At 66.0% G+C, this 23207-nt stretch carries 23 protein-coding genes and 1 pseudogene; 7 read left to right on the top strand and 17 right to left on the bottom strand.

Going from position 1 to position 23207, the window contains the following annotated elements; translation table 11 throughout:
- Positions 1-174: 174 nt before the first annotated feature.
- Positions 175-477, top strand: a pseudogene (locus EBBID32_RS04570) (DUF938 domain-containing protein); the annotation flags it as partial.
- A 95-nt stretch (positions 478-572) separates the two neighbouring features.
- Positions 573-1448 carry a hypothetical protein gene (locus tag EBBID32_RS04565; RefSeq protein ID WP_006951475.1) on the top strand — a complete coding sequence of 292 codons (876 nt, stop codon included), beginning with the start codon at positions 573-575 and terminating at the stop codon, positions 1446-1448.
- Here the strand turns inward: EBBID32_RS04565 and EBBID32_RS04560 are convergent.
- The 7 genes from EBBID32_RS04560 to EBBID32_RS04530 all read right to left on the bottom strand — a co-directional run bounded on the left by EBBID32_RS04560 (position 1405) and on the right by EBBID32_RS04530 (position 10055).
- Positions 1405-3396, bottom strand: a complete 1992-nt coding sequence (locus EBBID32_RS04560; protein WP_037488742.1) for an ATP-binding protein — start codon at positions 3394-3396, stop codon at positions 1405-1407. The genes EBBID32_RS04565 and EBBID32_RS04560 overlap by 44 nt on opposite strands.
- A 61-nt stretch (positions 3397-3457) precedes the next feature.
- Complete coding sequence (gene spt, locus EBBID32_RS04555) at positions 3458-4690, bottom strand: serine palmitoyltransferase (RefSeq protein ID WP_006951471.1); 1233 nt, start codon at positions 4688-4690, stop codon at positions 3458-3460.
- A gap of 144 nt (positions 4691-4834) precedes the next feature.
- The gene (locus EBBID32_RS04550) at positions 4835-5080 is read right to left on the bottom strand and encodes an acyl carrier protein (RefSeq protein WP_006951470.1); all 246 of its coding nucleotides are present in this window, start codon (positions 5078-5080) and stop codon (positions 4835-4837) included.
- Between the two features lie 119 nt (positions 5081-5199).
- The gene (locus EBBID32_RS04545; RefSeq protein WP_006951469.1) at positions 5200-5478 is read right to left on the bottom strand and encodes an ETC complex I subunit; all 279 of its coding nucleotides are present in this window, start codon (positions 5476-5478) and stop codon (positions 5200-5202) included.
- A gap of 55 nt (positions 5479-5533) precedes the next feature.
- Positions 5534-8077, bottom strand: a complete 2544-nt coding sequence (gene hrpB, locus EBBID32_RS04540) for an ATP-dependent helicase HrpB (protein ID WP_006951468.1) — start codon at positions 8075-8077, stop codon at positions 5534-5536.
- 37 nt (positions 8078-8114) lie between these two features.
- A complete protein-coding gene (locus EBBID32_RS04535) occupies positions 8115-8894 on the bottom strand; it encodes a TSUP family transporter (RefSeq protein WP_006951466.1) in 780 nt (259 codons plus the stop codon).
- Positions 8895-9026: 132 nt separating this feature from the next.
- Positions 9027-10055 carry a polyprenyl synthetase family protein gene (locus tag EBBID32_RS04530; RefSeq protein WP_037488739.1) on the bottom strand — a complete coding sequence of 343 codons (1029 nt, stop codon included), beginning with the start codon at positions 10053-10055 and terminating at the stop codon, positions 9027-9029.
- Positions 10056-10177: 122 nt separating this feature from the next.
- Here EBBID32_RS04530 and EBBID32_RS04525 point away from each other — a divergent pair, with 122 nt between their 5' ends.
- Positions 10178-10456, top strand: coding sequence for a chorismate mutase (locus tag EBBID32_RS04525; protein WP_006951464.1), 279 nt, complete (start codon positions 10178-10180; stop codon positions 10454-10456).
- On the opposite strand, the gene EBBID32_RS04520 is transcribed toward EBBID32_RS04525, so the two are convergent.
- The 4 genes from EBBID32_RS04520 to EBBID32_RS04505 all read right to left on the bottom strand — a co-directional run bounded on the left by EBBID32_RS04520 (position 10457) and on the right by EBBID32_RS04505 (position 13255).
- Positions 10457-11350 carry a DMT family transporter gene (locus EBBID32_RS04520; protein WP_037488736.1) on the bottom strand — a complete coding sequence of 298 codons (894 nt, stop codon included), beginning with the start codon at positions 11348-11350 and terminating at the stop codon, positions 10457-10459. It abuts the gene before it with no gap.
- A 191-nt stretch (positions 11351-11541) separates the two neighbouring features.
- Entirely contained in the window at positions 11542-12189 is a 648-nt protein-coding gene (locus tag EBBID32_RS04515; RefSeq protein WP_006951460.1) for a heme exporter protein CcmB, read from the bottom strand.
- Positions 12186-12809 carry a heme ABC exporter ATP-binding protein CcmA gene (gene ccmA / locus EBBID32_RS04510; protein ID WP_006951459.1) on the bottom strand — a complete coding sequence of 208 codons (624 nt, stop codon included), beginning with the start codon at positions 12807-12809 and terminating at the stop codon, positions 12186-12188. Before ccmA ends, EBBID32_RS04515 begins: the two co-directional genes overlap by 4 nt.
- A complete protein-coding gene (locus tag EBBID32_RS04505) occupies positions 12806-13255 on the bottom strand; it encodes a metallopeptidase family protein (RefSeq protein ID WP_006951456.1) in 450 nt (149 codons plus the stop codon). Before EBBID32_RS04505 ends, ccmA begins: the two co-directional genes overlap by 4 nt.
- On the opposite strand from EBBID32_RS04505, the gene EBBID32_RS04500 reads away from it, so the two are divergent.
- On the top strand, positions 13254-13541 hold the full coding sequence (locus EBBID32_RS04500; protein WP_006951454.1) for a 4a-hydroxytetrahydrobiopterin dehydratase: 288 nt from the start codon (positions 13254-13256) through the stop codon (positions 13539-13541). The two genes, EBBID32_RS04505 and EBBID32_RS04500, sit on opposite strands and share 2 nt — an antisense overlap.
- A gap of 134 nt (positions 13542-13675) precedes the next feature.
- Here the strand turns inward: EBBID32_RS04500 and EBBID32_RS04495 are convergent, their stop codons facing one another.
- From EBBID32_RS04495 to EBBID32_RS04485, 3 genes are read right to left on the bottom strand one after another with little or no spacing between them, the layout of a single operon-like run.
- Complete coding sequence (locus EBBID32_RS04495) at positions 13676-14143, bottom strand: hypothetical protein (protein ID WP_006951452.1); 468 nt, start codon at positions 14141-14143, stop codon at positions 13676-13678.
- 29 nt (positions 14144-14172) lie between these two features.
- The gene (locus EBBID32_RS04490; RefSeq protein WP_006951440.1) at positions 14173-16506 is read right to left on the bottom strand and encodes a patatin-like protein; all 2334 of its coding nucleotides are present in this window, start codon (positions 16504-16506) and stop codon (positions 14173-14175) included.
- A gap of 42 nt (positions 16507-16548) precedes the next feature.
- On the bottom strand, positions 16549-17244 hold the full coding sequence (locus EBBID32_RS04485; protein ID WP_006951439.1) for an endonuclease/exonuclease/phosphatase family protein: 696 nt from the start codon (positions 17242-17244) through the stop codon (positions 16549-16551).
- 89 nt (positions 17245-17333) lie between these two features.
- Between EBBID32_RS04485 and radA the strand changes: the two genes are divergently transcribed.
- Both radA and EBBID32_RS04475 read left to right on the top strand, forming a co-directional pair.
- Positions 17334-18701: a DNA repair protein RadA gene (gene radA, locus EBBID32_RS04480; RefSeq protein ID WP_037488751.1), complete on the top strand. Its 1368-nt coding sequence runs from the start codon at positions 17334-17336 to the stop codon at positions 18699-18701.
- An 11-nt stretch (positions 18702-18712) separates the two neighbouring features.
- Entirely contained in the window at positions 18713-19228 is a 516-nt protein-coding gene (locus tag EBBID32_RS04475; RefSeq protein WP_006951432.1) for a CvpA family protein, read from the top strand.
- A 42-nt stretch (positions 19229-19270) separates the two neighbouring features.
- Here the strand turns inward: EBBID32_RS04475 and EBBID32_RS04470 are convergent, their stop codons facing one another.
- Genes EBBID32_RS04470 through obgE form a run of 3 tightly spaced genes read right to left on the bottom strand, consistent with a single transcriptional unit; the run spans position 19271 to position 22464 of the window.
- Positions 19271-20167: an NAD-dependent epimerase/dehydratase family protein gene (locus EBBID32_RS04470; RefSeq protein WP_006951431.1), complete on the bottom strand. Its 897-nt coding sequence runs from the start codon at positions 20165-20167 to the stop codon at positions 19271-19273.
- 22 nt (positions 20168-20189) lie between these two features.
- Complete coding sequence (gene proB, locus EBBID32_RS04465) at positions 20190-21317, bottom strand: glutamate 5-kinase (RefSeq protein WP_006951429.1); 1128 nt, start codon at positions 21315-21317, stop codon at positions 20190-20192.
- A gap of 46 nt (positions 21318-21363) precedes the next feature.
- Positions 21364-22464, bottom strand: coding sequence for a GTPase ObgE (obgE, locus tag EBBID32_RS04460; protein ID WP_006951421.1), 1101 nt, complete (start codon positions 22462-22464; stop codon positions 21364-21366).
- 111 nt (positions 22465-22575) lie between these two features.
- On the opposite strand from obgE, the gene EBBID32_RS04455 reads away from it, so the two are divergent.
- The gene (locus EBBID32_RS04455; RefSeq protein ID WP_006951419.1) at positions 22576-23142 is read left to right on the top strand and encodes a GNAT family N-acetyltransferase; all 567 of its coding nucleotides are present in this window, start codon (positions 22576-22578) and stop codon (positions 23140-23142) included.
- The last annotated feature ends 65 nt before the right edge of the window (positions 23143-23207 follow it).

Genomic DNA, 23207 nt, shown 5'->3' with positions numbered 1-23207 from the left:
GTGATCTGGGCGGGCGATGGGCGACCTTTTCAGAACGGCTGTGCCAACGCGCTTTCAGGTGGACGCGGGCTGACCCGGACGTCACACAGGTTGGGCAGAAGTTGGGTCATGAAGCCGGATGGGCCAAAAACGATCGGGATCGCGTTGAAAAAGCTCAGGAAAGCAAAACCGATGCTTAATTTGGTGCATATCAGTCCATGGGAAGCGACGATCGGGCTATTGAAGGGGGCAGGGCGGGTGCTGCCGCCCGCTGGTCTGCTCTATCTCTACGGTCCCTATATCCGCGACGGCGTGGGGACGGCGCCCAGCAATCTGGCGTTTGACGCCTCGCTCAAGGCCCGCGACCCGCGCTGGGGCTTGCGGCGGCTGGAGGATGTCGTGGCGGCGGCGGAGGCGGAGGCGGAGGCTTTGCGCTTTGACCGGCTGGTCGAGATGGCCGCGAACAACCTGTCGGTGATTTTCAGGCGGCGGACTTGAAATAATGGACTGTTCCCGCGAAGGCGGGAACCCAGCGCCGCTGTTGGAACTGGGTTCCCGCCTTCGCGGGAACACACCGCACATATTAGGGATTAATGCCAAACAATCTCCTCCCCTTGGTCACCGCCGAACTGCTCCAGCCCGCCGATCCGCGCGCGGCGGCGATGGCGGGTGCTCTCGCAGCGAAATATCCGCAGGCTGCGCGGGCGGTTCTCTTCTATGGCTCCTGCCTGCGGGAGGCCAATCTCGACGGGTTGATGCTCGATTTCTACCTGATCGTGTCGGGCTACCGCGCGGCTTATGGCAAAAGCTGGCTGGCGCGGGCCAACCGCCTAATCCCGCCCAATGTCTTTCCGTTTGAACATAATGGCTTGATCGCCAAATATGCGGTGCTGTCCGAAGCAGACTTCGCCCGGCTGTGCAGCGGGCGGGCGGACAATGTCTCGGTCTGGGCGCGCTTTGCCCAGCCGTCGCGATTGTTGTGGGTGGCCGATGATGATGCGCGTCAACGGGCCATTGCGGCGGTCGCGCAGGCCGCACCGACATTGCTGTCGCTGGCGCGGCCGATGTCAGAACAGGGGGATGCTTTGTCGCTGTGGAAGGCGGGCTTCGACCTGACCTACAGGGCTGAATTGCGCGCCGAACGCAAGGGGCGCTCGCTCTCTATCGTGGACGCTGACCCGGACCGCTATCGCCGTTTTGGTGAGGCTGCGCTGGCCGATGGCCTGCCGCCGTCACCCGATCAGGCCGCCCTTCGCTGGCGTCAGCTTCAGCGGCGCGGCAAGTGGCTGTCGGTCGTGCGACTGGCCAAGGCGAGCTTCACCTATGCGGGCGGGATCGACTATCTGGCGTGGAAGATCAACCGCCATGCCGGGACGGCGATCGTCATCAAGCCCTGGCAGCGGCGCTGGCCCTTGCTGGGAGCCGTCACTCTGCTGCCGCGACTGTTCCGCTCTGGTTCGATCCGTTGAGCGCGGTGGACAGCGCATTGGCGAGTGCCATCAGCGTATAGGGCTTGCGCAGCACTTCATGGCCGACAAAATCGGCGCTGGCGGTCGCGTCGCCGGCATAGCCGGTCACGAACAGCACCGGCAGATGGCGGTATTGGGCAGGCAGCGCGCGGATCATTTCCGGCCCGGTCAGGTCGGGCATCAGCACGTCACTCATGATCAGCCCAATGTCGCTGTTATTGGCCAGCAGCTTGGCCGCCTTGGACGGATGATCGCAGGCGATGGGAAGGTGGCCAAGTTCCGCCAGCGCCGCCATGGTCTGGTTCAGCACGCGGGGATCATCCTCCACTACCAGGATGCGGGTGGGCGGATGGAGCGTCGCGACCCGCGCCGGTGACGCAGAATCGTCAGCATCGGCCACTGCGTCGCCGATCCGCCGGGGCAGGTAGATATGGACGCTGGTGCCCTTGTCGGGTTCGGATTCGATGCGGATTTCGCCCTCGCACTGACGCACGAAGCCGAAAATCTGGCTGAGGCCAAGCCCGGTGCCCTTGCCCACCGGCTTGGTGGTAAAGAAAGGCTCGAACACGCGGGCCAGCACGTCCGCGCTCATACCGCAGCCATCGTCGGTGACGCTCAGCACGACATAATCGCCCGCCATGCAGTCACCGACCTCGCCCGCGGCCAGCACAGCCTGACCCGTACCGATGGTCAGCCGTCCGCGCCCGTCCATCGCGTCGCGCGCATTGACGCACAGGTTCAGGATCGCATTTTCCATCTGATGCTGGTCGACGAATATGCGCCAGCCCTGTGCCTGGGGCGCGAGTGCCACGATGATCTGGTCGCCGATGGTGCGGTCGATCAGGTCGACCATGCCCGACACCAAAGCATCGGGATCGACCGCGCTGGGCAGCAACGGTTCGGACCGGGCGAAAGCAAGCAGCCGGCGGGTGAGGGCTGAGGCGCGATTGGCCCCCTCCATCGCATTGTCGAGATGCCGCGACGCTTCCTGTGGCTTCAGCCTGATCTTGCGCTTGGCCAGTTCCAGTCCGCCGACAACGACCGCCAGCATATTATTGAAATCATGGGCGATGCCGCCAGTCAGCTGACCCACTGCGTCCATCTTGTGCATCTGGCGCAGATTTTCCTCCGCCGCCGCGCGCTCGATCGATTCCTGTTTCAGCCGTTCATAGGCGTCGGTCAGTTCCGCCGTGCGGGCGCGCACCGCCAGGTCCAGCCGGTCGGCGCGTTCGGCCTCCGCCTCCGCCAGCCGTCGCGCGTTGCGGCGATCGCTATAGGCGACATGCGCGAACCAGGCTGCGAACAAGACGCACACCAGCATCGCCAGCCCCAGCAGGCGCGATGTCTGCCCCACCCACTCGGTGCGATCGCCCGCCAGCGTCACCGCCAGGCTGCGTTCGCGCAGTCGCAGATTTTCCGCGTGGATCACCCGGTCGAGCAGCGCGGTGATGCGTTTAAGGTCGCGCGACGTCCCGGCCTCATGAAAACGGCCCAGCGCGGCCATTTTCTGGTCGTAGGTGGTGCGCAGTCCGATTTCGTTGAGCGTCTTGCCGCGTGCTGCATAGGCATGTTGCAGCGCCTCTACATTGCCGCGCTGCCAGCCGGTGCCGCGCGTCGCATAGCCCAGCGCCTTTAACTGCGCGCCGGCGGTGCGCCACTGGTCCTGAAACAGGCGGCCAGTGTCCGGGTTCAGGCCGATGACATAGCGGGCAAGTGTCACTTCGGCGCGGGCGGTCTGGGCCTCGAACGCGCGGGCCAGCGCGATGATCTCGAAGCTGCGTTGCTGTTCCGCCAGCGCCCGCGCATGATCGCGCGAGGCATTGCTGGCGCTATAGAGCAGGGCGCCGAGCGACCCGATCAGCAGGATACCGAGCAGGAACGGCAACAGGCGCCGCCATGCGACGCGCCAGCCTGTTTCCCGATCGTCCATGGTATCGCTGTCTGCCATCACTCGTCACACTAGCGGAACAAGGATAGCAGCGAAACAACGCTGATCAATGGCGCGCTACTCAGGCGATTGCGCCTGTCGCCTTGCCCGCAACCTTGAACATGCCGATTATCTGTTCGACCTGCTCGTCGCTATGGTCCGCGCACAGCGAACAGCGCAGCAGGAAGGTGCCTGCCGGGGTTGCGGGCGGGCGGGCCATGTTGACGTAGAGGCCCAGTTCCAGCAGCGTCTGCCAGATCGCAACGGCCTGCGCCTGATCGGTCAGGATCACCGCAATGATCGCCGATTGCGGCGTCTTGGTCCCCAGGGTGAAGCCGAGGTCCGTCAGCCCCTGGTGCAGCCGCTTGCTGTTTTTCCACAGATGGGCGCGCTTTTCGCCCGCGTGCATCAGCTTGCGGATGCTGGTCGCGGCGGTCGCGACCACGCTGGGCGGCAGCGACGCGGTGAACACATAGGGGCGGCAGACCAGCCGCATGATCTCGAACTTGGGATGGTTGGACACGCAGAAGCCGCCGACCGTGCCGACCGATTTGGAGAAGGTGCCGACGACGAAATCGACGTCCTTCTCGACGCCCTGTTCTTCATAGACGCCCCGGCCATTGGGACCGAAAAAGCCCATGCCATGGGCTTCGTCGACCAGGACCATGCAATTGGGGTGCTTGCGCACCGCCGCCACCATGTCCGGCAGGGGCGCGATGTCGCCCAGCATCGAATAGACGCCTTCCAGCACCACCAGCTTGAGCGCGTCGGCGGGCAGGCGGCCAAGCCGCTTGTCCAGATCCTCGACGCTATTGTGGCGGAAGCGGACGATTTCCGCGTCGCCCAGGAAGCAGCCATCATAGATGGACGCATGGCTGTCGGCGTCCAGCACGACATAGTCGCCGCGCCCGGCCAGCGTCGAAATCACGCCCAGATTGGCCTGATAGCCGGTCGAAAAGACCATGGCGGACGATGTGCCGTAAAATTCCTTGAGCGCATCCTCGACTTCGCGATGGCCCTGATAGGTGCCGTTCAGCACCCGGCTGCCGGTCGTGCCTGCGCCAAATTCGTCCAGCGCCTTCTTGCCCGCCGCGACCACATCCGGGTCGAAGGTCATGCCCATATAATTATAGGTGCCGAGCAGGATCGTTTCCTTGCCCTTGATGATCGCGCGGGTAGGCGAGAGCACCTGATCCATCACGATCGAGAAAGGATCGCGCACGCCCGTGTCCAGCAGCGCCTGACGCTCGGCGATCAGCGGATCGAATTTGGACAACAGGTCGCGGGTGTCGGCGGCGATGGCGGTGTCGGTCATAATATCGTCCTCAACCCGTTCGTGCTGAGTAGGGACTGAGCTTGTCGAAGGCCCGTATCGAAGCATTGGTCCATGGGACTGATCCTTCGATACGCCGTTTCAACTTCGCTCAACGGCTACTCAGGACGAACGGTATGTTGTTACTTATGCGGCCTTCAGCTTCGCGACGGCATCCGCCAGCTGGCCGATCGTTTCGATTTCGGCCTGCATGTTCATGGTGATGAGAATGTCGAATTCATCCTCGATCGCGGCGACGAAATCCATCACGGTCAGGCTGTCCCATTCCAGATCGCCTGCAAAGCTGGTGGTTTCGGTCAGCGCGACGCCCTTCTTGTTGAAGGGGGCGATCTGCGCGGTGACGCTGTCGAAAATTGCGGTGCGATCCGTCATCTTTTGCTTCTGTCTTTCAGTAAAGCACGGCTTTTGCCGCCTCGGCCTGCCCTATGGCAAGGGAATAAGGCGGCAATCGGGCAGCATCGCGCCCGAATTTGCGCAGCGCTTTTGCGCCTTTACCGGAAATTGTCGGCGTAGGCCTGCAATTTCAGCGTCTTGGGCGGGGTCGCAATGACCGTATAGGCCACACCCTGCTTTTGCGCATAGGCGATAGCGGCTTCCTGCGATGGAAAGTTGAGCCTGAGCTGCTGCTGCGTGTCGCCAGACCCGGCCCAGCCGGTCAGCGGATCGGCCTGTTTCGCCTCTGCCGGGGCATATTCCAGCACCCATATATGGGTCAGCGCCTTGCCCGATTGCAGGGCGTTCTTCTGGTTCTGGTAAATGCGCGCGCTCATCGCGAAAGACTCCGGTAAATCGTGATGCTGCGTTGCACCAGCGTCCGCCGTGAAGTCAAGTCCGGGTGCGCGCGTCCGCACGTTTGGTGCGCAGCGTGGGCGGCGCGGCGGTCGGGTCGTCGGGCCAGGGATGGCGGGGGTAGCGGCCGCGCATTTCCTTCGCCACATCGCGCCAGTTGCCCGCCCAGAAGCCGGGCAGGTCGCGCGTCGTCTGGATCGGACGGCCAGCGGGCGAGGTGAGCGAGAGGATGAGCGGGATGCGCGCGCTCCCCACGGTCGGATGCTCGGCCAGGCCATAGAGCGCCTGCACCCGGAGTTCGACGCGCGGGCCGCCATCGGCCATATAGTCGATGGCGTGGGTGCTGCCGGCGGGGGATCGGAAATCGGGCGGGGCGAGCCGGTCCACCTGCTGCTTGCCGTCCCAGCCGATCAGCCCGTCCAGCACGCCGGACAATTGCGACCGGTCGATGTCGGACAGGCGGCGCTTGCCGGTCAGCAGCGGCGGGAGCCATTCGTCGAGGCTGGTCAAGAGCGCGGCGCCGGACAGCGCCTCGACCCCGGCGAAATCGGCGCGCATCCTCAGCGATTGTGCGGCCTCCGACCAGGGGAGGAGGTCAAGGCCGCCCTGCCGCACACCGTCCAGCAGCGCCGCGACCACCGCCGCCGGATCGGGTCGGTCGTCGGAGCCGGACGACAAGCGCACCGCGCCCAGCCGTCGTTCCCGCAGCGCCTCTATGCCGCCATTGGCGGGGCGGAAGCGGACAGTGCGCGTGGTCATGATCCGGTCGGGGAACAGCGCCAGCACATCGGCTTCGCCGATCGGTGCGGCGGACAATATGCGCGCACCAGCGGCGCTGCCCTGCACTTCGCCCACGGCCAGCCATTCTTCGCGGGCGAGGGGCGACAGCGGATCAAGCCGGAAGCCGCGCCCGCCCACGCTCGCCCAGTCCGCGCCATCGGCGGAGCGGCGTTTGGACACGCGATCGGGGAAGGCGAGGGCGAGGCAGAGGCCGGTCGCTTCGGTTGCGCTGTCAGTCCCCCTCCCGCTTGCGGAAGGGGTTAGGGGAGGGCGTGTCGCCAGGTAAGCAGTTGCAGACCCTCCCCCGCCCCCTTCCGCAGGCGGGAGGGGAGCAAGACGGTCGGGCGTCGCGACCAGCTTAGCCCATCGTTTCGCCAGCGCGCGTCCCGCATCCGCGCGCTTGCCGTTTTCGCGTCGCCAGCGTTGCAGGCGCAGGGTCAGGTCGGTGTCCTGCCCCCCGATGCCGCGCTCGCCCAGCAGCACGGCAATCTCGGCGGCGGTCTGCGCCAGCCCCATTTCGCCCGCCCGCACCAGCATATGGGCGATGCGCGGGCTTAGCGGCAGTTTCGCAAGCGCCTTGCCATGCGGGGTGATCCGCCCGTCGTCGTCCAGTGCCTCCAGCGCGGTCAGCCGGGTGCGCGCTTCGGCGACGGCGGCGGCGGGCGGCGGGTCGAGCCAGCGCAGCGTGCCGGGATCACTCACGCCCCACAGCGCGCAGTCGAGCAGCAGGCTGGAGAGGTCGCTTTCCATGATCTCCGGCGGATCGAAGGGCGGCATCCCGGCGCTGGCGGCGGCTTCCCACAGGCGATAGGCGACGCCGGGCCGCTGCCGCGCGGCGCGGCCCGCGCGCTGGGTCGCCGACGCCTGGCTGGCGCGTTCGGTCACTAGCCGGGTGACGCCCGCCGCCCGGTCATAGCGGGGCCGCCGCGCGAGTCCCGCATCGACCACGATTCGTACCCCGTCGATGGTCAGGCTGGTTTCGGCGATGCTGGTCGCCAATATGATTTTGCGCGCCCCCGACCGGGATGGCCGGATGGCGGCGCGCTGGGCCGCCGGGTCGAGCGAGCCGTGGAGCAGATGCACCTCACAAAGACCACCCTCGATCCGCTCCGCTGTCCGCTCAATCTCGCGCACGCCGGGCAGGAAGGCGAGCAGGTCGCCCTCTGTTTCCTCGCCGATGGCGCGGCGGATAGCGGCGGCCATCTCATCCTCGATCTTCCGCTCGGCATTGCGGCCGATATGGCGCAGTTCCAGCGGCTGGATACGCCCCTCGCTCTCGATCACCGCCGCATCACCCAGCAACGCGGCGAAGCGCGCGCCGTCCAGCGTCGCCGACATCGGTACGATGCGCAGGTCCGGGCGCAACCCCTCCTGCGCGTCCAATGCCAGCGCTAGGCCGAAATCGCTGTCCAGGCTGCGCTCATGCACTTCGTCGAACAGCACCGCCGACACCCCGGCAAGTTCCGGGTCATCCTGTATCCGCCGCACGAAAATGCCTTCGGTCAGCACCAGCAACCGGGTGCGTGCGGACATCTTGCTGTCCATCCGCGTCGCATAGCCGACCGTCCCGCCGGGCTGTTCGCCCAGCATCTCGGCGATCCGCTCAGCGGCGGCGCGGGCGGCGAGGCGGCGGGGAGACAGCAGCAAAATCTGGCCGCTGCACCATGGCTCGTCCAGCAAGGCGGGCGCGACTGCCGTGGTCTTGCCAGCCCCCGGCGGGGCGACCAGCACGGCGTTGCTGCCCGTGCGCAGGGCGCTCAGCAAATCGGGCAGGACGGCATGGATCGGCAGGGCGGACATTGCGGCTTCATCGGCGCGATTGGCGCTTCGGGCAAGATCAACCGAACAGATATTGATGGATCGGGTTCTTCGGGTCGATCAGCATCTTGGCGGTCAGTGCCAGCGACATGATGATGAGCAGGGGCTTGATCAGCGCGGAACCGAACCGCATGGCCAGGTGCGATCCCACCTGCCCGCCAATGACGCTGCCGACCGCCATGGTGAGACCCGCGATCCACAGCACATGGCCGCCTGCAACCATGGTGAGCAGGCCCGCGACATTGCTGGCGAAATTGGCCGCCTTGGTCTGGGCGGTGGCGCGCAGGATCGACAGGCCGCCCAATGCCAGGAAGATGGTGGTGTAGAATGCACCCGCGCCGGGGCCGAAAAAGCCGTCGTAAAAGCCGATGACGCCGATCAGCCCGCTCAAGGCGCCGATGCCGACACGCGCGTGCCGGTCAGCCTCGCCAAGCTTGGGCGAGAAGGTGAAATAGGCGGCGATGGTGATGAGCAAGGCGGGCATCAGCCCGGCCAGGATCGACGGATCGACCCGCTGGAGCAGCCAGGCACCGCCGACCGATCCTATAAACGCCGCGATTACCGGCACCTTGTAGGTTTTAAGGTCCATATGGCCGCGCCGGGCATAGGCGACGCATGCGCCAAAGGTACCGAAACAGCTTTGCAACTTGTTGGTCGCGACGGCCTGCACCGGCGGGATGCCAGCAGCCATCAGCGCGGGCAGGGTGATCAGGCCACCGCCGCCGGCCATCGCGTCGATGCATCCGGCCATCAATGCGGCGGCCAGCAGGAAGGCGAGGGTTTCGGGGGTCAGGATCATGGGATCACGGGCCTTTGCTCAATTCCCGTTCGCCCTGAGCCTGTCGAAGGGCTGTTCTGTTCTTCAGGAAGTGCAGGGCTTCGACAGGCTCAGCCCGAACGGTAAATGAAACGAAGGATGTGACCTAAATCCTCAATAGGCCCGCATCGTTGCAAATTCGACTGCCTCGGTCAGCGCAGCCTTGGCCTTGCCATTGTCGAACATGCCCAGCGCGTCGATCGCGCGCTGGCCGTAATGGCGGGCGCGGGCGAGCGTGTCGGCGATCGCGCCGGTGCGGCGGAGCAGGGCGGTAGCGTGGGCCAGGTCATCATCGCCGATCTTGTGGCCAGCGATCGCCGCCTTCCAGAAGGCGCGATCCTCGTCATTGCCGCGCGCATAGGCGAGGATGACGGGCAGCGTCACCTTGCCATCGCGGAAATCGTCACCCGCATCCTTGCCCATGGTCGCGCCGTCCGATTCATAATCAATCGCGTCGTCGATCAGCTGGAAGGCGATGCCAAGGTTGCGGCCATAGACGTCGAGCGCCTGTTCTTCCCGCTCGTCACGGTCGGCGACCACGGCGGAGATGCGGCAGGCAGCGGCGAACAGCGCAGCGGTCTTGGCACCGATGATGTCGAGATACTGGTCCTCACTGGTGTCGATCTTGCGCTGGGCGGTCAGCTGGTTGACCTCGCCCTCGGCGATCACGGCGGAGGCATTGGCCAGGATTTTCAGGATTTTGAGCGACTCGGCCTCGACCATCAGCTCGAAGGAGCGGGAGAAGAGGAAGTCGCCTACCAGCACGCTGGCGCTGTTGCCCCAGATGATGTTCGCGGTCTTGCGACCCCGACGCAGGCCCGATCCATCCACGACATCGTCGTGCAGCAGCGTGGCGGTGTGGATGAATTCGACGGCGGCGGCCAGCTTGTAGTGGCGCGATCCGGCATAGCCGACCAGATCGGCGCAGGCGAGCGTCAGCATCGGCCGCAGCCTCTTGCCGCCGCCCGCAATCAGATGGCCGGCCAGTTCGGGGATCAGCGGAATGCGCGACTGCATCCGGTCCAGAATCACGGCATTGACCTGGTTCATGCCGTCGGCGACCAGGTTCATGATGGGGGCCAGCGACGGCGTGCTTTTCGCGCGGCCGATCGGGTGGACGTTACCGGGGGAGGGTGCTGTCATGACCTGCGTCCCTTGGCGGGGCAAAATGCAGATGGCAAGCGGGAATAGCTTGCCTGAAAGGCCATATGGCGCAAAAAGCGCGCCGACTGAGCGGAGGACGCCCAATTGACCGGAGGACGGACGTGAGCGACACATTGCAGCGCTATCGCGAGAGCATCGACAATATCGACGCGGCGCTGGTGTTCATGCTGGCCGAACGGTTCAAGGTGACGCAGGCGGTCGGCGAATATAAGGCGACCCATGCACTGCCCCCGGCCGATCCGGGGCGCGAAGAGCGGCAGGTCGCCCGGCTGCGTCAGCTGGCGCTGGACGCCAATCTGGACCCGGATTTCACCGAAAAATTCCTGCGCTTCATCATCGACGAGGTGATCCGCCACCATGAAAGGCTGCGCGAAGGCTGATCAGGCCGGTTCGGTCAGATCGGCTTGTCTGGCAGGCGCCGATCGACCGAGCAGCACCCCGCCAAGTGCCAGCGCGAAGCCGATGAGCTGCACCGGGCCGAGCCGTTCGCCAAAGAGCAGCCAGGCCTCGATCGCGGCCAGCGGCGGCACGAGCAGCAGCAGCATCGACATGGCGGTCGGTCCCTGATGCCGCACCAGCCAGACCAGCAGGCTGAGGCCCGCCGCTGACAGGCCAAGGACGGACCAGCCCAGTGCCGCCCACAACAAAGGATCATTGTCCCAGCGCCATTCGCCTACGATCAGCGTCGCGGCGATGGCAACCAGTGCGCCGCCGATATTCTGGACCCCGCCTGAGACGAGAATCGGATCGCCCGCAATGGCCCCGCGCTGGATCAGCGTGCCGCCGGTCATGGCGATGATCGCGACGATGCCCGCTATGGCCAGCACGACGGTGATGGAGCCGGTGCCGGTGCGTGCAATGGCGGGCAGCAGGACGCAGGTGACGCCCATGATCGCGATGGCCAGCCCGACCCAGGTGCGGCGCGGCAGCCGGTCGCCCAGCAAGGCGACGCTGGCGACCGCGACCATCAGCGGCTGGAGCGACCCCAGCAGCGCCATGACCCCGGCGGGCATTCCCCGGCTGACCGCCCACCAGCTGACCGTCAGATAGACGCCGTGCAGCATCGCCCCTGCGGCCAGATGAAGCGCAAGCCTGCGTCCGTGCGGGAAACTCTGCCGCGCATAAAGCGCCGCGCCGCACAGCAGCAGCGCCACCAGCGTCATGCGGATCGCCAATACCAGTTCAGGCGCGCCATGCGGGACCACCGCGCGGGCCACGATGAAGCCGGTGGACCAGATCAGGACGAACAGGGCGGAGGCGGCAAAAGCAAGCATGGCGGCGGCTTTGGCGCAGGCGCAGCGCGATGTCGAGTGGCGGAAGGGATAGGGATGTGCTGGCCTCTGGAGCAAATCTCTTTACCCGTTCGGGCTGAGCCTGTCGAAGCCCTGCACTTCCTTTCTAACTGTTCGTTATTTCAAGAAAAACGGCCCTTCGACAGGCTCAGGGCGAACGGAGTTTGTGACGCTTACTCCCGCCCCGCCCGTATTGCCGCGCCACCGGCAAAAGGTGTGATCGCCACCAGCAGGAGCGAGGCGGCGGCCAGGAATTTGAGCGCCGCGCCGCTGCCATCGCCCAGCGTACCCGCGCCAAAGATCAGCAATGGCACGGCCAGCGGCAAGGCCAGCAGCCCCGCCAGCGCGCCGCTCGACCGCAGCCCCGCCGTCAGCGTCGCGACCAGCAGGCCGAGCGCCGCCAGCGCAGGCGTGCCGACCAAGAGACCCGCCTCCAGCATCAGAATCGTGTCGCCATCCAGCTTGAGCAGGGCGGCGGCTGGCAAAGTGGCGATCATCAGCGGCGGGCCAAAGCCCAGCCAGTGGGCGATCAGTCGCGCCAGCACGACCATCTCGTCACCAATGCCGCGCAGCGCCATCTGGTCCAGCACGCCTGCGTCGCGATCCGGCGCGATCAGCCGGTCGACGGGGAGCAGGCTGGCGAGCAGCGCGGCGATCCACAACATGCCCCCACCGGTGCGGCGGAGCAGGGTGAGGTCCGGCCCGACCGCGAAGGGATAGAGGCTGGCGACCAGCAGCAGGAAGGCGACCGGCAGCCACAAGCCCGACGACCGCCAGGCCGCGCCCAGATCGCGCGATGCGAGCAGCCAGAGCGTCCTCATGCGTCCCACTCCGCCGGGTCGGGGAGGTGATCGGTCAGCGACAGCACGACCGGCGCGCCCAATGGCAGTGGCTGGTGCGAGGCGGTGACGACGATGCCGCCGCTCGCCAGATGCGCCGCCACCGCCGCGCCCAACAGCGCGAGCGAGGCGGTGTCTAGCCCATTGCCCGGCTCGTCCAGCAACCAGATCGGCGCGCCGCTGGCGATCACCCGCGCCAGCATCGCCCGCTTGCGCTGCCCGGTCGAGAGCATTCGTACCGGCACATCGGCCAGCGGGGCAAGCGCCATTGCGTCGAGCGCCGCAGCGACTGCGCCATCCGCGCTGCGGTCCAGCCGCGCCCAGAAATCGAGCGCGCGGGCGAGCGGCAATTCACTGTCCAGTGCCAGCCGTTCATCGGCCAGCGCGACCGCGCCGTGACGTTCCACCGTGCCGGCAAAAGCGGGGAGCAACCCGGCGCACAGCCGCAACAGGCTGGACTTGCCGACGCCATTGGGTCCGGTCAGCAACGCGCTGCCCCCTGCGTCGAGCGTCAGGCTGACCCCGCGGAACAGCATCCGTCCGCCGCGCAGGCAGGCGACATCGGACAGATGCAGCCCAGCTCCGCTAGCAACCCCGCTCATGGCGCGACCATATCCTCCAGCACATGCATGTCGAGGTCGGACAGGCCGAAATGATGGCCGATTTCATGGACGACGACATGGGTGATCAGCGCGTCCAGCGGTACCCCGGTTTCGACCCATTCGTCGAGCAACGGACGGCGGAACAGATGGACGGTGGGCGGTGCGTCGCCGGTCTGCGCCTCCTGCCCGACGGGGCGGCCGGTATAAAGGCCGGTCAGGCCGAACGGGTCATCAATCTCCATCTCTTTCAGGACAGCTGCGTCGGCAAATTCCTCCACGAACAGGACGACATTGTGCAGATGGTCGGTAAAGGGGGCGGGCAGGCGAGCCAGCGCTTCGAGCGCCAGCACCTCGATATCCTGCGCGGTGGGAGCGAAGCGGGGCGGTTGACCGTTGTGCGACATGGCTGCCACATAGGCGAAACTATTTTCAGAGGATAGGGACATGATCGAGAAGCTGAGCGAAGAGGCTCGCGCGCTGGCGCTCGCCAATCTGCCTGAGTGGACGGTGGTGGCGGAGCCGGACGGCATATCGCGCCGCTTCACCTTTCCCGATTTTGTCGCGGCATTCGGCTTCATGACGCGGGTGGCGATAGTGGCGGAGAAGGCGGACCATCATCCCGAATGGAGCAATGTCTATAACCGGCTCGACATGCTTCTGACCACGCATGACGCAGGCGGCCTGTCGCAGCGGGACATTGATCTGGCGCAGGAAGTAGAGGCTTTGCTGTAATGGCCCCCTATGACGGCAGGGCAATCGCATATGAAACGCACATCGTCATGCTGAACTCGTTTTAGGATGACGTTGAAGAGATGACGGAAAGTCATATGCAATTCCCCTGCCCGATGGGAGAGGAACCTTGGCGCCTACTCCTCGATCCGGTCCTCATAGCTATGCAGCGCAGCGGTCACGGATGGGTCGCTGGCGTAGCGGCGGCGGAGCATCGCTAGCGTCGCGTCGGAACCGTGGCACAGTTCGGCGACATTTTCCGCGATATAGGCGCGCCGTTCCGCATCATAGGGTTCCTCGCCCCGGAAATGGTCGCAGCCATCGCGCGCGACCATGAACTGGGTCACTTCGCGCGGGAAGGGCGCGGCGGTCGCGGCGACGTCCGACGGGGGCAGGTCCAGCGGGAAATAGGGTGCGGGCTGGGCGCGGACAGTGACGATCGGCCCGGCCTTGGGCGGCGGGCTGACGACTGGTTGGGGCAGCGGTTGCGGAGCGACGGGCGCAGGTGCGGGCGCGATGGCGACGGGCTGGGCCGCCGGGCTGGGGTCAGCCTGCGCAACCTCCGGCGACGAGTCACCGCAGCCGGCGACGAGCGCCAGCATCATGCCTATCGGAACCAGCCTTAACCGCCTGCTCACCCGATTTCCTCCCGCAAGCTGGCGATCAGCTCCGCGACATGGGGCAGCCGCGACTCTTCTTCGTCCAGGATCGCCAGAAAAGCCGCCCGCCTATAGTCGCGCAGCGCGTCGGGGGAAAGGCGGCTTGCGGCGGGCATGGCCGAAATTACGATGTCCAGCAGCCGCTCGACCCCATGCAGGCGGCCCCACAGATAGTCATTTTCCCGATAGACCCTGCTAAAGAAAGCCCCGAAATTGTTGAATTCAATGCCTTTGAGCGTGGCAGCCGCGCCGCCGGGGCGGATGGCGGAGCAATCTTCGGGCGAAATCCGATCCACTTTGACCGGATCATATTCGTCCATAGTGTCACCCTGAAGCAACGGTAGGGTGGCGATATCGTAGAAGGGGAAGCCGAGATAGGCGAGCAGCATGGATCGGCGGCCCGCCTTGGGGAGCGCCGCAAAGGCATCGGCCAGGATCAGGTCCGCGCCATCGTCCCGCGCCCGCAGGTCACGGTCCTGCGCAATCGCCTCCAGCGCGGCGGCGGCATTGCCCGGCACGTCGCGCGCGGCAGCCAGCACGGCAGCCCCATGAAAATCGCTGTCCTCGCATTCGGCATAGAGCGCCAGTGCGCGATAGATGGCGTCGTGCATCGCCAGCACGCCCGCATCCTCCGCCGCGCCGTCGCTTTCCAGCGTATCGGCCAGATGCCGCGCCAGAAAGCGCAGCCGGCGGATGCGGAAGGCCAGGTCATGGGTGCGGAAGAAGATGACCGGCGCAGAGCCTGATCCGCCGCTTTCGTCCAGTTGATCCGCACCATCCTTGCGGATCTGCGCCCAGATCGCAGCGCGGCAGGCTTCGCGCATCATCCGGCTGTCCTCCCCCGACAGGCGGAACAACAGGGTCGCGAGCGATTCGACGATCCCCGACAGTTTCAGATGGCCATAGGCCGGGAAGGCGAACCCCGCGGAGCTGGCCGCGCGCTGCTGCGCCTTGGCGCGCCAGGCGGACAGGCGGGCAGGGGTAGGCCGGTCGAGAAACAGCATCCGGCCGATCGCGCCTTCCACTTCCGCCTCGATGCCGGGGCGCAGCGCGTTCAATATGCGGCGGATCCGGCGGATGCGCGCGGAATGGCGGTCGATCGCCTCCAGATTGTCGCGGATCGGCTGTTCGCGCGGAATGTCGCTCAGCGCGCCGAAAATGGTGCGGAAGAAGCCGGGCAGCGGCGCTTCCTCACCCGTTGGCACCGCGACCTGATCGCCATGGCGGTTGAGTTGAATGGTGCGATGGCCGGGCTTTGGATCGATATAGACGAATCGCCGGTCGACCTCCCGCCGCGAAGGGCGGTTACGCAGCGCGCCGATCGCCTGCGCGAAGGGGGCGTTGGCCAGCACCGATCCGTCGATCAGCACCGCATCCTCCGCCGTGCCGCGCGCCCAGTGGCGGGGCAGGGCGCGGGCGAGGAAAACATCGCGCGTCGGCCAGGCACGATGGCGGCGCTTCAGCACCCGGTCCAGTTCGCGCACGGTGAAGGGCGGGAAGGCGCCGGGGAAGCTGGCGGTGGCGCGCGCGGCGAACACCAGTTCGGCGGTGTCGGCAAAGTTGCGCGTCCCCCGGCCGCGCGCGCGAAAGCCTATCGACAGGCGATGTTCGGTCTCTATCACCTGCGGCGGGCTGTTGAGGGTCAGGCTTTGCGGATGGCCTTCAAAATCTGTGACGGTGACGAACAGGTCGAGCGGATGACCATCGGGCAGCAGCACGGGGCCGCGCTCGCTCGCGGCCATCGCGTCGAAGGCGTCGAGGATCAGGGTGGTGAAAATCTCCCCGCCAAAGGGCGGCTCGAACCAGCGCGAACGGATGAAGCGGGATAATTTCATCCGCACCTCCTCGCGCGTGTCCGGCGCAACGGTGCGCTCCACCGCGTCGCCGGGTCGCCGCGCCGCCATCCACACCAAGGGCGTCGCCCAGAATTTGGTGAGCGCACGGGCGGGGCGGGCATCGGGATCGAGCAGGCTGTCGACATCGGCATTGTCGAGCCAAAGGTCGGTCAGCGGTTCGAGCGACTGGCCGGTCTCGATCGCCTGCGCCAGGAAGATGCCGTTGATCCCGCCCGCGCTCGCACCCGCGATAATGTCGGGCAGCACGCGCAGTCGCACGCCGCTCGCCGCTTCCATATCTGCCAGCAGCTTGTGATAGATGGCCTCGCTGCCCGTGGTCGGCGGCACGCCATCATGAAAGGCACGGCTGGCGCGCGCCAACCGCCACACCTCCTTGGTGATGCCGTGCATGTAGATCGCCAGGCTGATGCCGCCATAGCAAACGAGGCCGAGCCTGAGTTCCCTCTCCTTCATGGGATGAACGTCGCAGAGCGCGGGCAGCTTGTCGAGGGGCGGTCAGGTCCGGAAATCAGCCCAGATCGGCAGATGGTCCGATGCCTTGCGCGACGATGCACTATCATGGACGCCGCAGTCGGTCAGCGTCAGGCGGGCGCAGTGCATGATCCGGTCGAGTTGCGCGACCGGGCGGCGCGCATGAAAACTGCGCCCGCACGGTGCAAAGCTGTAATGATGGGCAAAGTCGGCCAGACAACCGCGATTGGCGCTCCATTCATTGAGGTCGCCCATCAGCACGGTCGGCATCGCCTCGCCCTGGGCCGCCGCGTGGATCACCGCTGCCGCCTGCCGCCGCCGCCACAGGCCCGACAGGTCCAGATGCATCCCGAACACGCGCAGCGACAGGCCGTTGAGTGTCACTTCCGCCATGGTAGCGCCGCGCGGTTCCAGATAGGGCAGATGCAGCACGTCGCTCAAACCGACTTGCGCATCCTTGCGCACCAGCAGCGCATTGCCATGCCAACCCATCGAATCGACCTGAACATTGAGCGGCACCGGCTTATAATCGCTCAGCCGCTCCATCAGTAGCGGCGGGATGGCGGCGGATCGCACACCAAAGCGCCGGTCCGCTTCCTGAAGCGCGACGATGTCGGCATCCACCTCGCCCAATACCTCCAGCACCCGTTCGGGCATCCGCCGCCTGTCGGTGCCGATGGCCTTGCGGATATTGTAGCTGGCAACGCGGATTTTTTTCATTGCAGCGTCAATGCCTGAGCGGAACGGATGTTTCCAGTGGCACGCGGGATGTTCTTGCAATGTTCACGCATGATCGGCATATCTCCGCCATGGCCAAGGCAAAGCGGAAATTCGTCTGTCAGCAATGCGGCACCGTCGCGGCACGGTGGCAGGGGCAGTGCGAGGATTGCGGCGAGTGGAACAGCATCGTCGAAGAAGCGCCGGAAACGGCCTTTTCGGCGCGGCATGATTTGCACGCTGGCGGACGGGCGATCACGCTCAGTGGCCTCGACAGCAAGATCGAGCTGCCCCCGCGCACCAGCACCGGCATTGCCGAGTTCGACCGGGCGCTGGGCGGCGGGATCGTCGCGGGATCGGCGACGCTGATCGGTGGCGATCCGGGGATCGGCAAGTCCACATTGCTGTTGCAGGCGGCGGCGCGGGTCGCGGCGCGGGGGCTGTCGGTCGTCTATATCAGCGGCGAGGAAGCGACCGATCAGGTGCGGTTGCGGGCGCAACGGCTGGGGCTGGGCAATGCCCCGGTCATGCTGGCCAGCGCCACATCGGTGCGCGACATATTGACGACGCTGGGGGAGGGGGAGCCGCCCGCCCTGCTCATCATCGATTCGATCCAGACGATGCACAGCGACCTGATGGAAGGGGCGCCCGGCACCGTCAGTCAGGTGCGCGCGTCTTCGCAGGAACTGATCCGCTTCGCCAAGCAGCGCAACACCGCGCTGGTGCTGGTCGGCCATGTGACCAAGGATGGCAGCATCGCCGGGCCGCGGGTGCTGGAACATATGGTCGATACGGTGCTGGCGTTTGAGGGGGAGCGCAGCCATCAATATCGCATCCTGCGCGCGATCAAGAACCGTTTTGGCGGCACCGACGAGATTGGCGTGTTCGCGATGGTGGCAGAGGGGCTGGAGGAAGTGACCAACCCCTCCGCCTTATTCCTGACCCATCGCGACGAAAGCGTGACCGGCGCGACCGTGTTCCCCGCGCTGGAAGGGACGCGGCCGGTGCTGGTCGAAATTCAGGCGCTGGTCGTGCGCCTGTCGAGCGGGGCGACGCCGCGCCGGGCGGTGGTCGGCTGGGATAGCGGGCGGCTGGCAATGGTGCTGGCGGTGCTGGAATCGCGCTGTGGCCTCAGTTTCTCGACCTGCGAAGTCTATCTGAACGTCGCGGGCGGCTATCGTCTGTCGGACCCGGCGGCGGACCTCGCGGTGGCAGCGGCTTTGGTGTCCGCTTTGTCGGAAAAGCCGGTCCCTGCCGATGTCGTGCTGTTCGGCGAAATCGCGCTGTCGAGCGAAATCCGGCCCGTCGCCCATGCGCCGCTGCGGCTTCGCGAATCGGCCAAGCTGGGCTTCAACCGCGCCTTCATCCCCGCCGCAGCAGCGGACGGGGTGAAGGGGATTGCGGTCAACGGCTTCCGCACGCTTGCCCAACTGGTTGACCAGATGCTGGGCAGGGGATAGCCACGCTGGCGATGAACGCCGTCGATATTCTTGTCCTGCTCGCCATTGGCGGTTGCGCCATATTGGGCCTGCTGCGCGGTTTCGTGCTGGAAACCCTCTCGCTCATGGCCTGGGTGCTGGCGATCTTCGCCATCCGCCTGTTTCATGCGTCGGCCACCGAATTGCTCAGCGCCTTTGTCGGCACGACCAGCGGCGCTGCGGTGCTGGCGCTGGTGCTGGTGTTCGGCGTGACCTTTGCAGCGGGCAAGATGATCGCCCATGCTATCGGTCGCCGCACCCGCCAGTCGGTGCTGGGTCCGGTCGACCGGGTGCTGGGCGGCGGCTTTGGCGCGGTCAAAGGGCTGATCGGCGCGACTTTGATCTTCCTTGCCTTCAGTCTGGTTTACGACACCATGTATGGCAGCGGCGCGCGCCGCCCCGACTGGCTGTCTGACGCGCGCACCTTCCCCCTGCTCAACGCCAGCGGACAGGCAATCAGCGAATTTCTGGCGGAACAGCGGGCGAAGAAGGTGGTGGCTGCGGAGTAGCTGACTTTAGCCCCTCCCCTTCAGGGGAGGGGCTAATTAAGGTCACACCCAGCCCTTCGCCCGATAGGCCTCCGCCGTCGCCTTCAACCCCGCCTCGGTCGGCACCTGCGGCATCCATAATTGTTTGGGCACATGCGCGCCCGTGGCGGCGACCCAGTCGGGGTGGCAGAAATAATCGACCCGGTCGGGTGTCAGCTTCGCGCCTTTGCCCCGGATCATCCGGTCGGTGCGCGCCGCGACGCCCAGCAACCAGGCAGGTGTCGCCAGCGTCCGCACCGTCCGGCCCATGGCGCGGCCGATCGCAGCGGCGAAATCCTTGTGATCCCATCCGCCTATCGTGCCGTCGTCCGCCTCATAGATGCGGGTCAGGCTGATGTCGGTTTCCCCCGCCAGCACCAGCAGCAGCCGCGCCAGATCGCTGACCTCGATCACCGAAAGCCGCCCGCCCGGCGGCAGCATCATGATGCCGCGCCTGGCCATGCGGAACAGTTCCAAGATGTCACGGTCGTTCGGTCCGTAAATGGCGGGCGGGCGCACGATCGTCCAGTCCAGCCCGCTGGCTTTCACATGGCGTTCGGCCAATTCCTTGGACCAGCCATAGTCGGACAGGTCCGGTTCGCGCGCGGCCAGCGAGGACACATGGACCAGCCGCCGGACGCCCCGCTTGCGCATGGCGTCGATCACCGCGATCGTCCCGCGCGCATTGCCCGCCTCGAAAGCGTCGCGATCGGGCGCGTTCACCACGCCTGCGACATGCACCACGACATCGGCGTCGCGCACCAGCGTATCGAGACCCGCACCATCCTCCAGCGAACCCGGCACCCATTTCAGCCGCGCGCGGGGCGGCTGCGCCTTGCGGGTCAGCGCGGTGACATGGTGCCCAGCCGCCAGCGCCTGTTCCAACGTCTCCGTGCCGACGAAACCCGTCGCGCCGGTCATAGCCATCCGCAATGCCATGGCGTCAGACCATCGCCATATGGTCGCGATGGACCAGCACGGATCGGGGCAGGTGGCCCAGCAGCGTGGCGATATCCTCGCTGCGCTTGCCCGCGATCATCACCGCTTCGTCGCTGTCATATTCGGACAGGCCACGCGCGATCACCCGGCCATCGGGGGTTACGATATCGACCACATCGCCGCGCGCAAACACGCCCTCGACGCTGGCGACCCCGGCGGGCAGCAGGCTGTTGCCCTTGCCCAGCGCCCGTTCCGCACCGGCATCCACGATGATCCGCCCGCGCACCGTCAGCCGCCCGGCCAGCCAGCCCTTGCGCGCACGTTTGGCGGGTGCGGCCAGGAATATCGACCCCTTGCCGCCGCTCATCCAGTGCGACAAGGGCTCATCCACCTTGCCCGAAATGATCGCCAGATGTGCGCCCGCGCCGGTGGCGATCTTTGCCGCCTCGATCTTGGAGGTCATGCCCCCTGATCCCATGCCGGACGCGGAGCCGCCGTCGGCCATGGCGGCGATTCGCGCATCGATGCGCTCTATTGTTTCGATCAGCATGGCGTCCGCATCGACGTGCGGGTTGGCGGTGTAAAGCCCGTCCACGTCCGACAGCAGGACAACTGCGTCAGCCCGTGCCGCCTGTCCGATACGCGCCGCCAGCCGATCATTGTCGCCAAAGCGGATCTCGGCGGTGGCGACGCTGTCATTCTCGTTCACCACCGGCACGACGTCGAGCTGCATCAGCCGTTCGAGCGTGGCGGAAGCATTGAGATAGCGGCGGCGATTTTCCAGATCATCGAGCGTCACCAGCATCTGCGCCGCGATGATGCCCTGTTCATCGAGCAGGCTGGCCCAGCATTGCGACAAGGCGATCTGCCCGGTTGCCGCTGCCGCCTGCGCATCCTCCAGCGATCCGCGTCCGCCCTTGGGCAGTTTCAGCCGCCGCGCACCCAGCGCGATCGCACCCGACGACACGATGATGACCTGCTGCCCCGCCGCTTTACGCGCCGCGACATCGACCACCAGCGTGCGCAACCAGTCCACCCGCACCTGTCCCGCCGGATCGACCAGCAGGGCAGAGCCGATCTTGATGACCAGACGGCGGATGAGGGCGGGGGGAAAGCCGGAGAGGGCGGTCATGAAAGGATCCGAAAAAGCCCCTCTCCTTCAGGGGAGGGGATGAAGGTCAAAGCGGCGACCATGGACTTTCGCCTTCGTCGTCCGCATCGCTTTGGGGCTTTGCGTCGTCCAGCGCTTGTCCCACGATCGGCAGGATCGCGTCGAGCAGCGCTTCCACGCCCTCGCCGGTCCCGGCGGAGATGATGAACACATCTTCCACGCCTTCCTCGCGCAGCTGATCGGCAATATCTTCCATCAGCTCCGGGCCGAGCAGGTCGCCCTTGTTGAGCGCCACGATCTGCGGCTTTTCGTCCAGCCCTTCACCATAGGTCGCCAGTTCGTCCTGCACGATATGGAACGCTTCGATCGGATCATCCCCGGTCGCGTCGATCAGGTGGAGCAGCACGCGACAGCGTTCGATATGGCCCAGGAACCGGTCGCCAATCCCCACGCCCTCCGCCGCGCCCGCGATCAGGCCCGGAATGTCGGCCAGCACGAATTCGCGCTGCTTGTGCAGCACCACGCCCAGTTGCGGCTTGGTGGTGGTAAAGGCGTATGCACCGACCTTCGCCTTGGTATTGGTGACCTGATTGATCAGCGTCGATTTGCCCGCATTGGGCATCCCGACCAGGCCAACGTCGGCCAGCAGTTTCAGCCGCAGCCAGACCCACATTTCCTGGCCCGGCCAGCCCGTGCCATGCTGGCGCGGGGCGCGGTTGGTGCTGGTCTTGTAGGACATGTTGCCCCGGCCGCCATCGCCGCCACGCAGGAAGGTGACGCGCTGGCCCACTTCGGTGAAATCGGCCAGCACGTCCTGATCCTCATAATCGGGAATGCCGTCCTCATCCTCGCTGCCCTCGATCGGCTTGGGATCGGACAATATCTGCGTGCCCACCGGCACCTTGATGATCAGATCCTTGCCGCCCGCGCCATAGCGATTCTTGCCCATGCCCGGCGTGCCGCGCTGCGCCTTGAAATGCTGGGTATAGCGGAAGTCGATCAGGGTATTGAGACCCTGCACCGCTTCAAAGATGATGTCGCCGCCCTTGCCGCCGTTGCCGCCGTCGGGACCGCCATATTCCTCATATTTTTCGCGCCGGAAACTGACCGCGCCGGGGCCGCCCCAGCCGGATTTGATGAAGATTTTTGCTTGGTCGAGAAAATGCATGGCGCGCCCATAGCGCCTAATGGCGCGAAATTAAACCTCTGTGAACCGGGATAAGCAATCGGCTGTGGTGCGCGGGTTGACGGGTGGCTGGGCGCGCCCTTTTATCGCACCATGACGCCCGCGCCGCTGCTCCATACTGATCGCCTGATCCTGCGCCCGCACAGCGTGGCGGATTACCCCGCCTGCTGTGCCTTGTGGGGGGATGCGGCAGTAGTGCGCCATATCGGCGGATCGCCGCAGGACGCGCAGGCGGTGTGGTTCCGCCTGCTGCGCTATGCGGGCATGTGGTCGCTGCTGGGCTATGGCATGTGGGTGATGCAGGACCGCGCAACCGGTGCCATGGTGGGGGAGGCTGGATTGCTCAGCGCCGCGCGTGGCTTGCCCGAACTGGACGGCGTGCCAGAGGCGGGCTGGGTATTGGGACCGCAGGCCTGGGGCCGGGGTCTTGCGACCGAAGCGATGGCGGCCGTGCTGTCCTGGGCCGACGCGCATCTGGAGGTGGCGGCGATCCGCTGCATCATCGAACCGGATAACGGCGCGTCGATCAAGGTGGCGGCGAAGCTGGGGTTTTCGGAATTGGGTGACGCGGTGCTGGGGGGCAAGGCGATCAGGGTTTTCGATCGGCCATTCCTCCCCGGAACGGGGAGGGGGACCGGCGCAGCCGGGGGAGGGGGCTAGCCGCCTGAAACGAGCCTCGCGTCCAGACGCCTTCCCCCTCCGTCGCGCCTTGAGCGCGCCACCTC

Source organism: Sphingobium indicum BiD32 (genome assembly GCF_000382885.1).
Taxonomy (GTDB): Bacteria; Pseudomonadota; Alphaproteobacteria; order Sphingomonadales; family Sphingomonadaceae; genus Sphingobium; species Sphingobium japonicum_C.
This window is presented reverse-complemented; position numbering and strand designations above follow the sequence as displayed.

Bases quoted from the DNA above. Each gene is read 5' to 3' on its own strand.
- EBBID32_RS04565 (WP_006951475.1), top strand. From the start codon at position 573: ATGCCAAACAATCTCCTCCCCTTGGTCACCGCCGAACTGCTCCAGCCC.
- EBBID32_RS04560 (WP_037488742.1), bottom strand. From the start codon at position 3,396: ATGGCAGACAGCGATACCATGGACGATCGGGAAACAGGCTGGCGCGTC.
- spt (WP_006951471.1), bottom strand. From the start codon at position 4,690: ATGACCGACACCGCCATCGCCGCCGACACCCGCGACCTGTTGTCCAAA.
- EBBID32_RS04550 (WP_006951470.1), bottom strand. From the start codon at position 5,080: ATGACGGATCGCACCGCAATTTTCGACAGCGTCACCGCGCAGATCGCC.
- EBBID32_RS04545 (WP_006951469.1), bottom strand. From the start codon at position 5,478: ATGAGCGCGCGCATTTACCAGAACCAGAAGAACGCCCTGCAATCGGGC.
- hrpB (WP_006951468.1), bottom strand. From the start codon at position 8,077: ATGTCCGCCCTGCCGATCCATGCCGTCCTGCCCGATTTGCTGAGCGCC.
- EBBID32_RS04535 (WP_006951466.1), bottom strand. From the start codon at position 8,894: ATGATCCTGACCCCCGAAACCCTCGCCTTCCTGCTGGCCGCCGCATTG.
- EBBID32_RS04530 (WP_037488739.1), bottom strand. From the start codon at position 10,055: ATGACAGCACCCTCCCCCGGTAACGTCCACCCGATCGGCCGCGCGAAA.
- EBBID32_RS04520 (WP_037488736.1), bottom strand. From the start codon at position 11,350: ATGCTTGCTTTTGCCGCCTCCGCCCTGTTCGTCCTGATCTGGTCCACC.
- EBBID32_RS04515 (WP_006951460.1), bottom strand. From the start codon at position 12,189: ATGAGGACGCTCTGGCTGCTCGCATCGCGCGATCTGGGCGCGGCCTGG.
- ccmA (WP_006951459.1), bottom strand. From the start codon at position 12,809: ATGAGCGGGGTTGCTAGCGGAGCTGGGCTGCATCTGTCCGATGTCGCC.
- EBBID32_RS04500 (WP_006951454.1), top strand. From the start codon at position 13,254: ATGATCGAGAAGCTGAGCGAAGAGGCTCGCGCGCTGGCGCTCGCCAAT.
- EBBID32_RS04505 (WP_006951456.1), bottom strand. From the start codon at position 13,255: ATGTCCCTATCCTCTGAAAATAGTTTCGCCTATGTGGCAGCCATGTCG.
- EBBID32_RS04495 (WP_006951452.1), bottom strand. From the start codon at position 14,143: ATGATGCTGGCGCTCGTCGCCGGCTGCGGTGACTCGTCGCCGGAGGTT.
- EBBID32_RS04490 (WP_006951440.1), bottom strand. From the start codon at position 16,506: ATGAAGGAGAGGGAACTCAGGCTCGGCCTCGTTTGCTATGGCGGCATC.
- EBBID32_RS04485 (WP_006951439.1), bottom strand. From the start codon at position 17,244: ATGAAAAAAATCCGCGTTGCCAGCTACAATATCCGCAAGGCCATCGGC.
- radA (WP_037488751.1), top strand. From the start codon at position 17,334: ATGGCCAAGGCAAAGCGGAAATTCGTCTGTCAGCAATGCGGCACCGTC.
- EBBID32_RS04475 (WP_006951432.1), top strand. From the start codon at position 18,713: ATGAACGCCGTCGATATTCTTGTCCTGCTCGCCATTGGCGGTTGCGCC.
- EBBID32_RS04470 (WP_006951431.1), bottom strand. From the start codon at position 20,167: ATGACCGGCGCGACGGGTTTCGTCGGCACGGAGACGTTGGAACAGGCG.
- proB (WP_006951429.1), bottom strand. From the start codon at position 21,317: ATGACCGCCCTCTCCGGCTTTCCCCCCGCCCTCATCCGCCGTCTGGTC.
- obgE (WP_006951421.1), bottom strand. From the start codon at position 22,464: ATGCATTTTCTCGACCAAGCAAAAATCTTCATCAAATCCGGCTGGGGC.
- EBBID32_RS04455 (WP_006951419.1), top strand. From the start codon at position 22,576: ATGACGCCCGCGCCGCTGCTCCATACTGATCGCCTGATCCTGCGCCCG.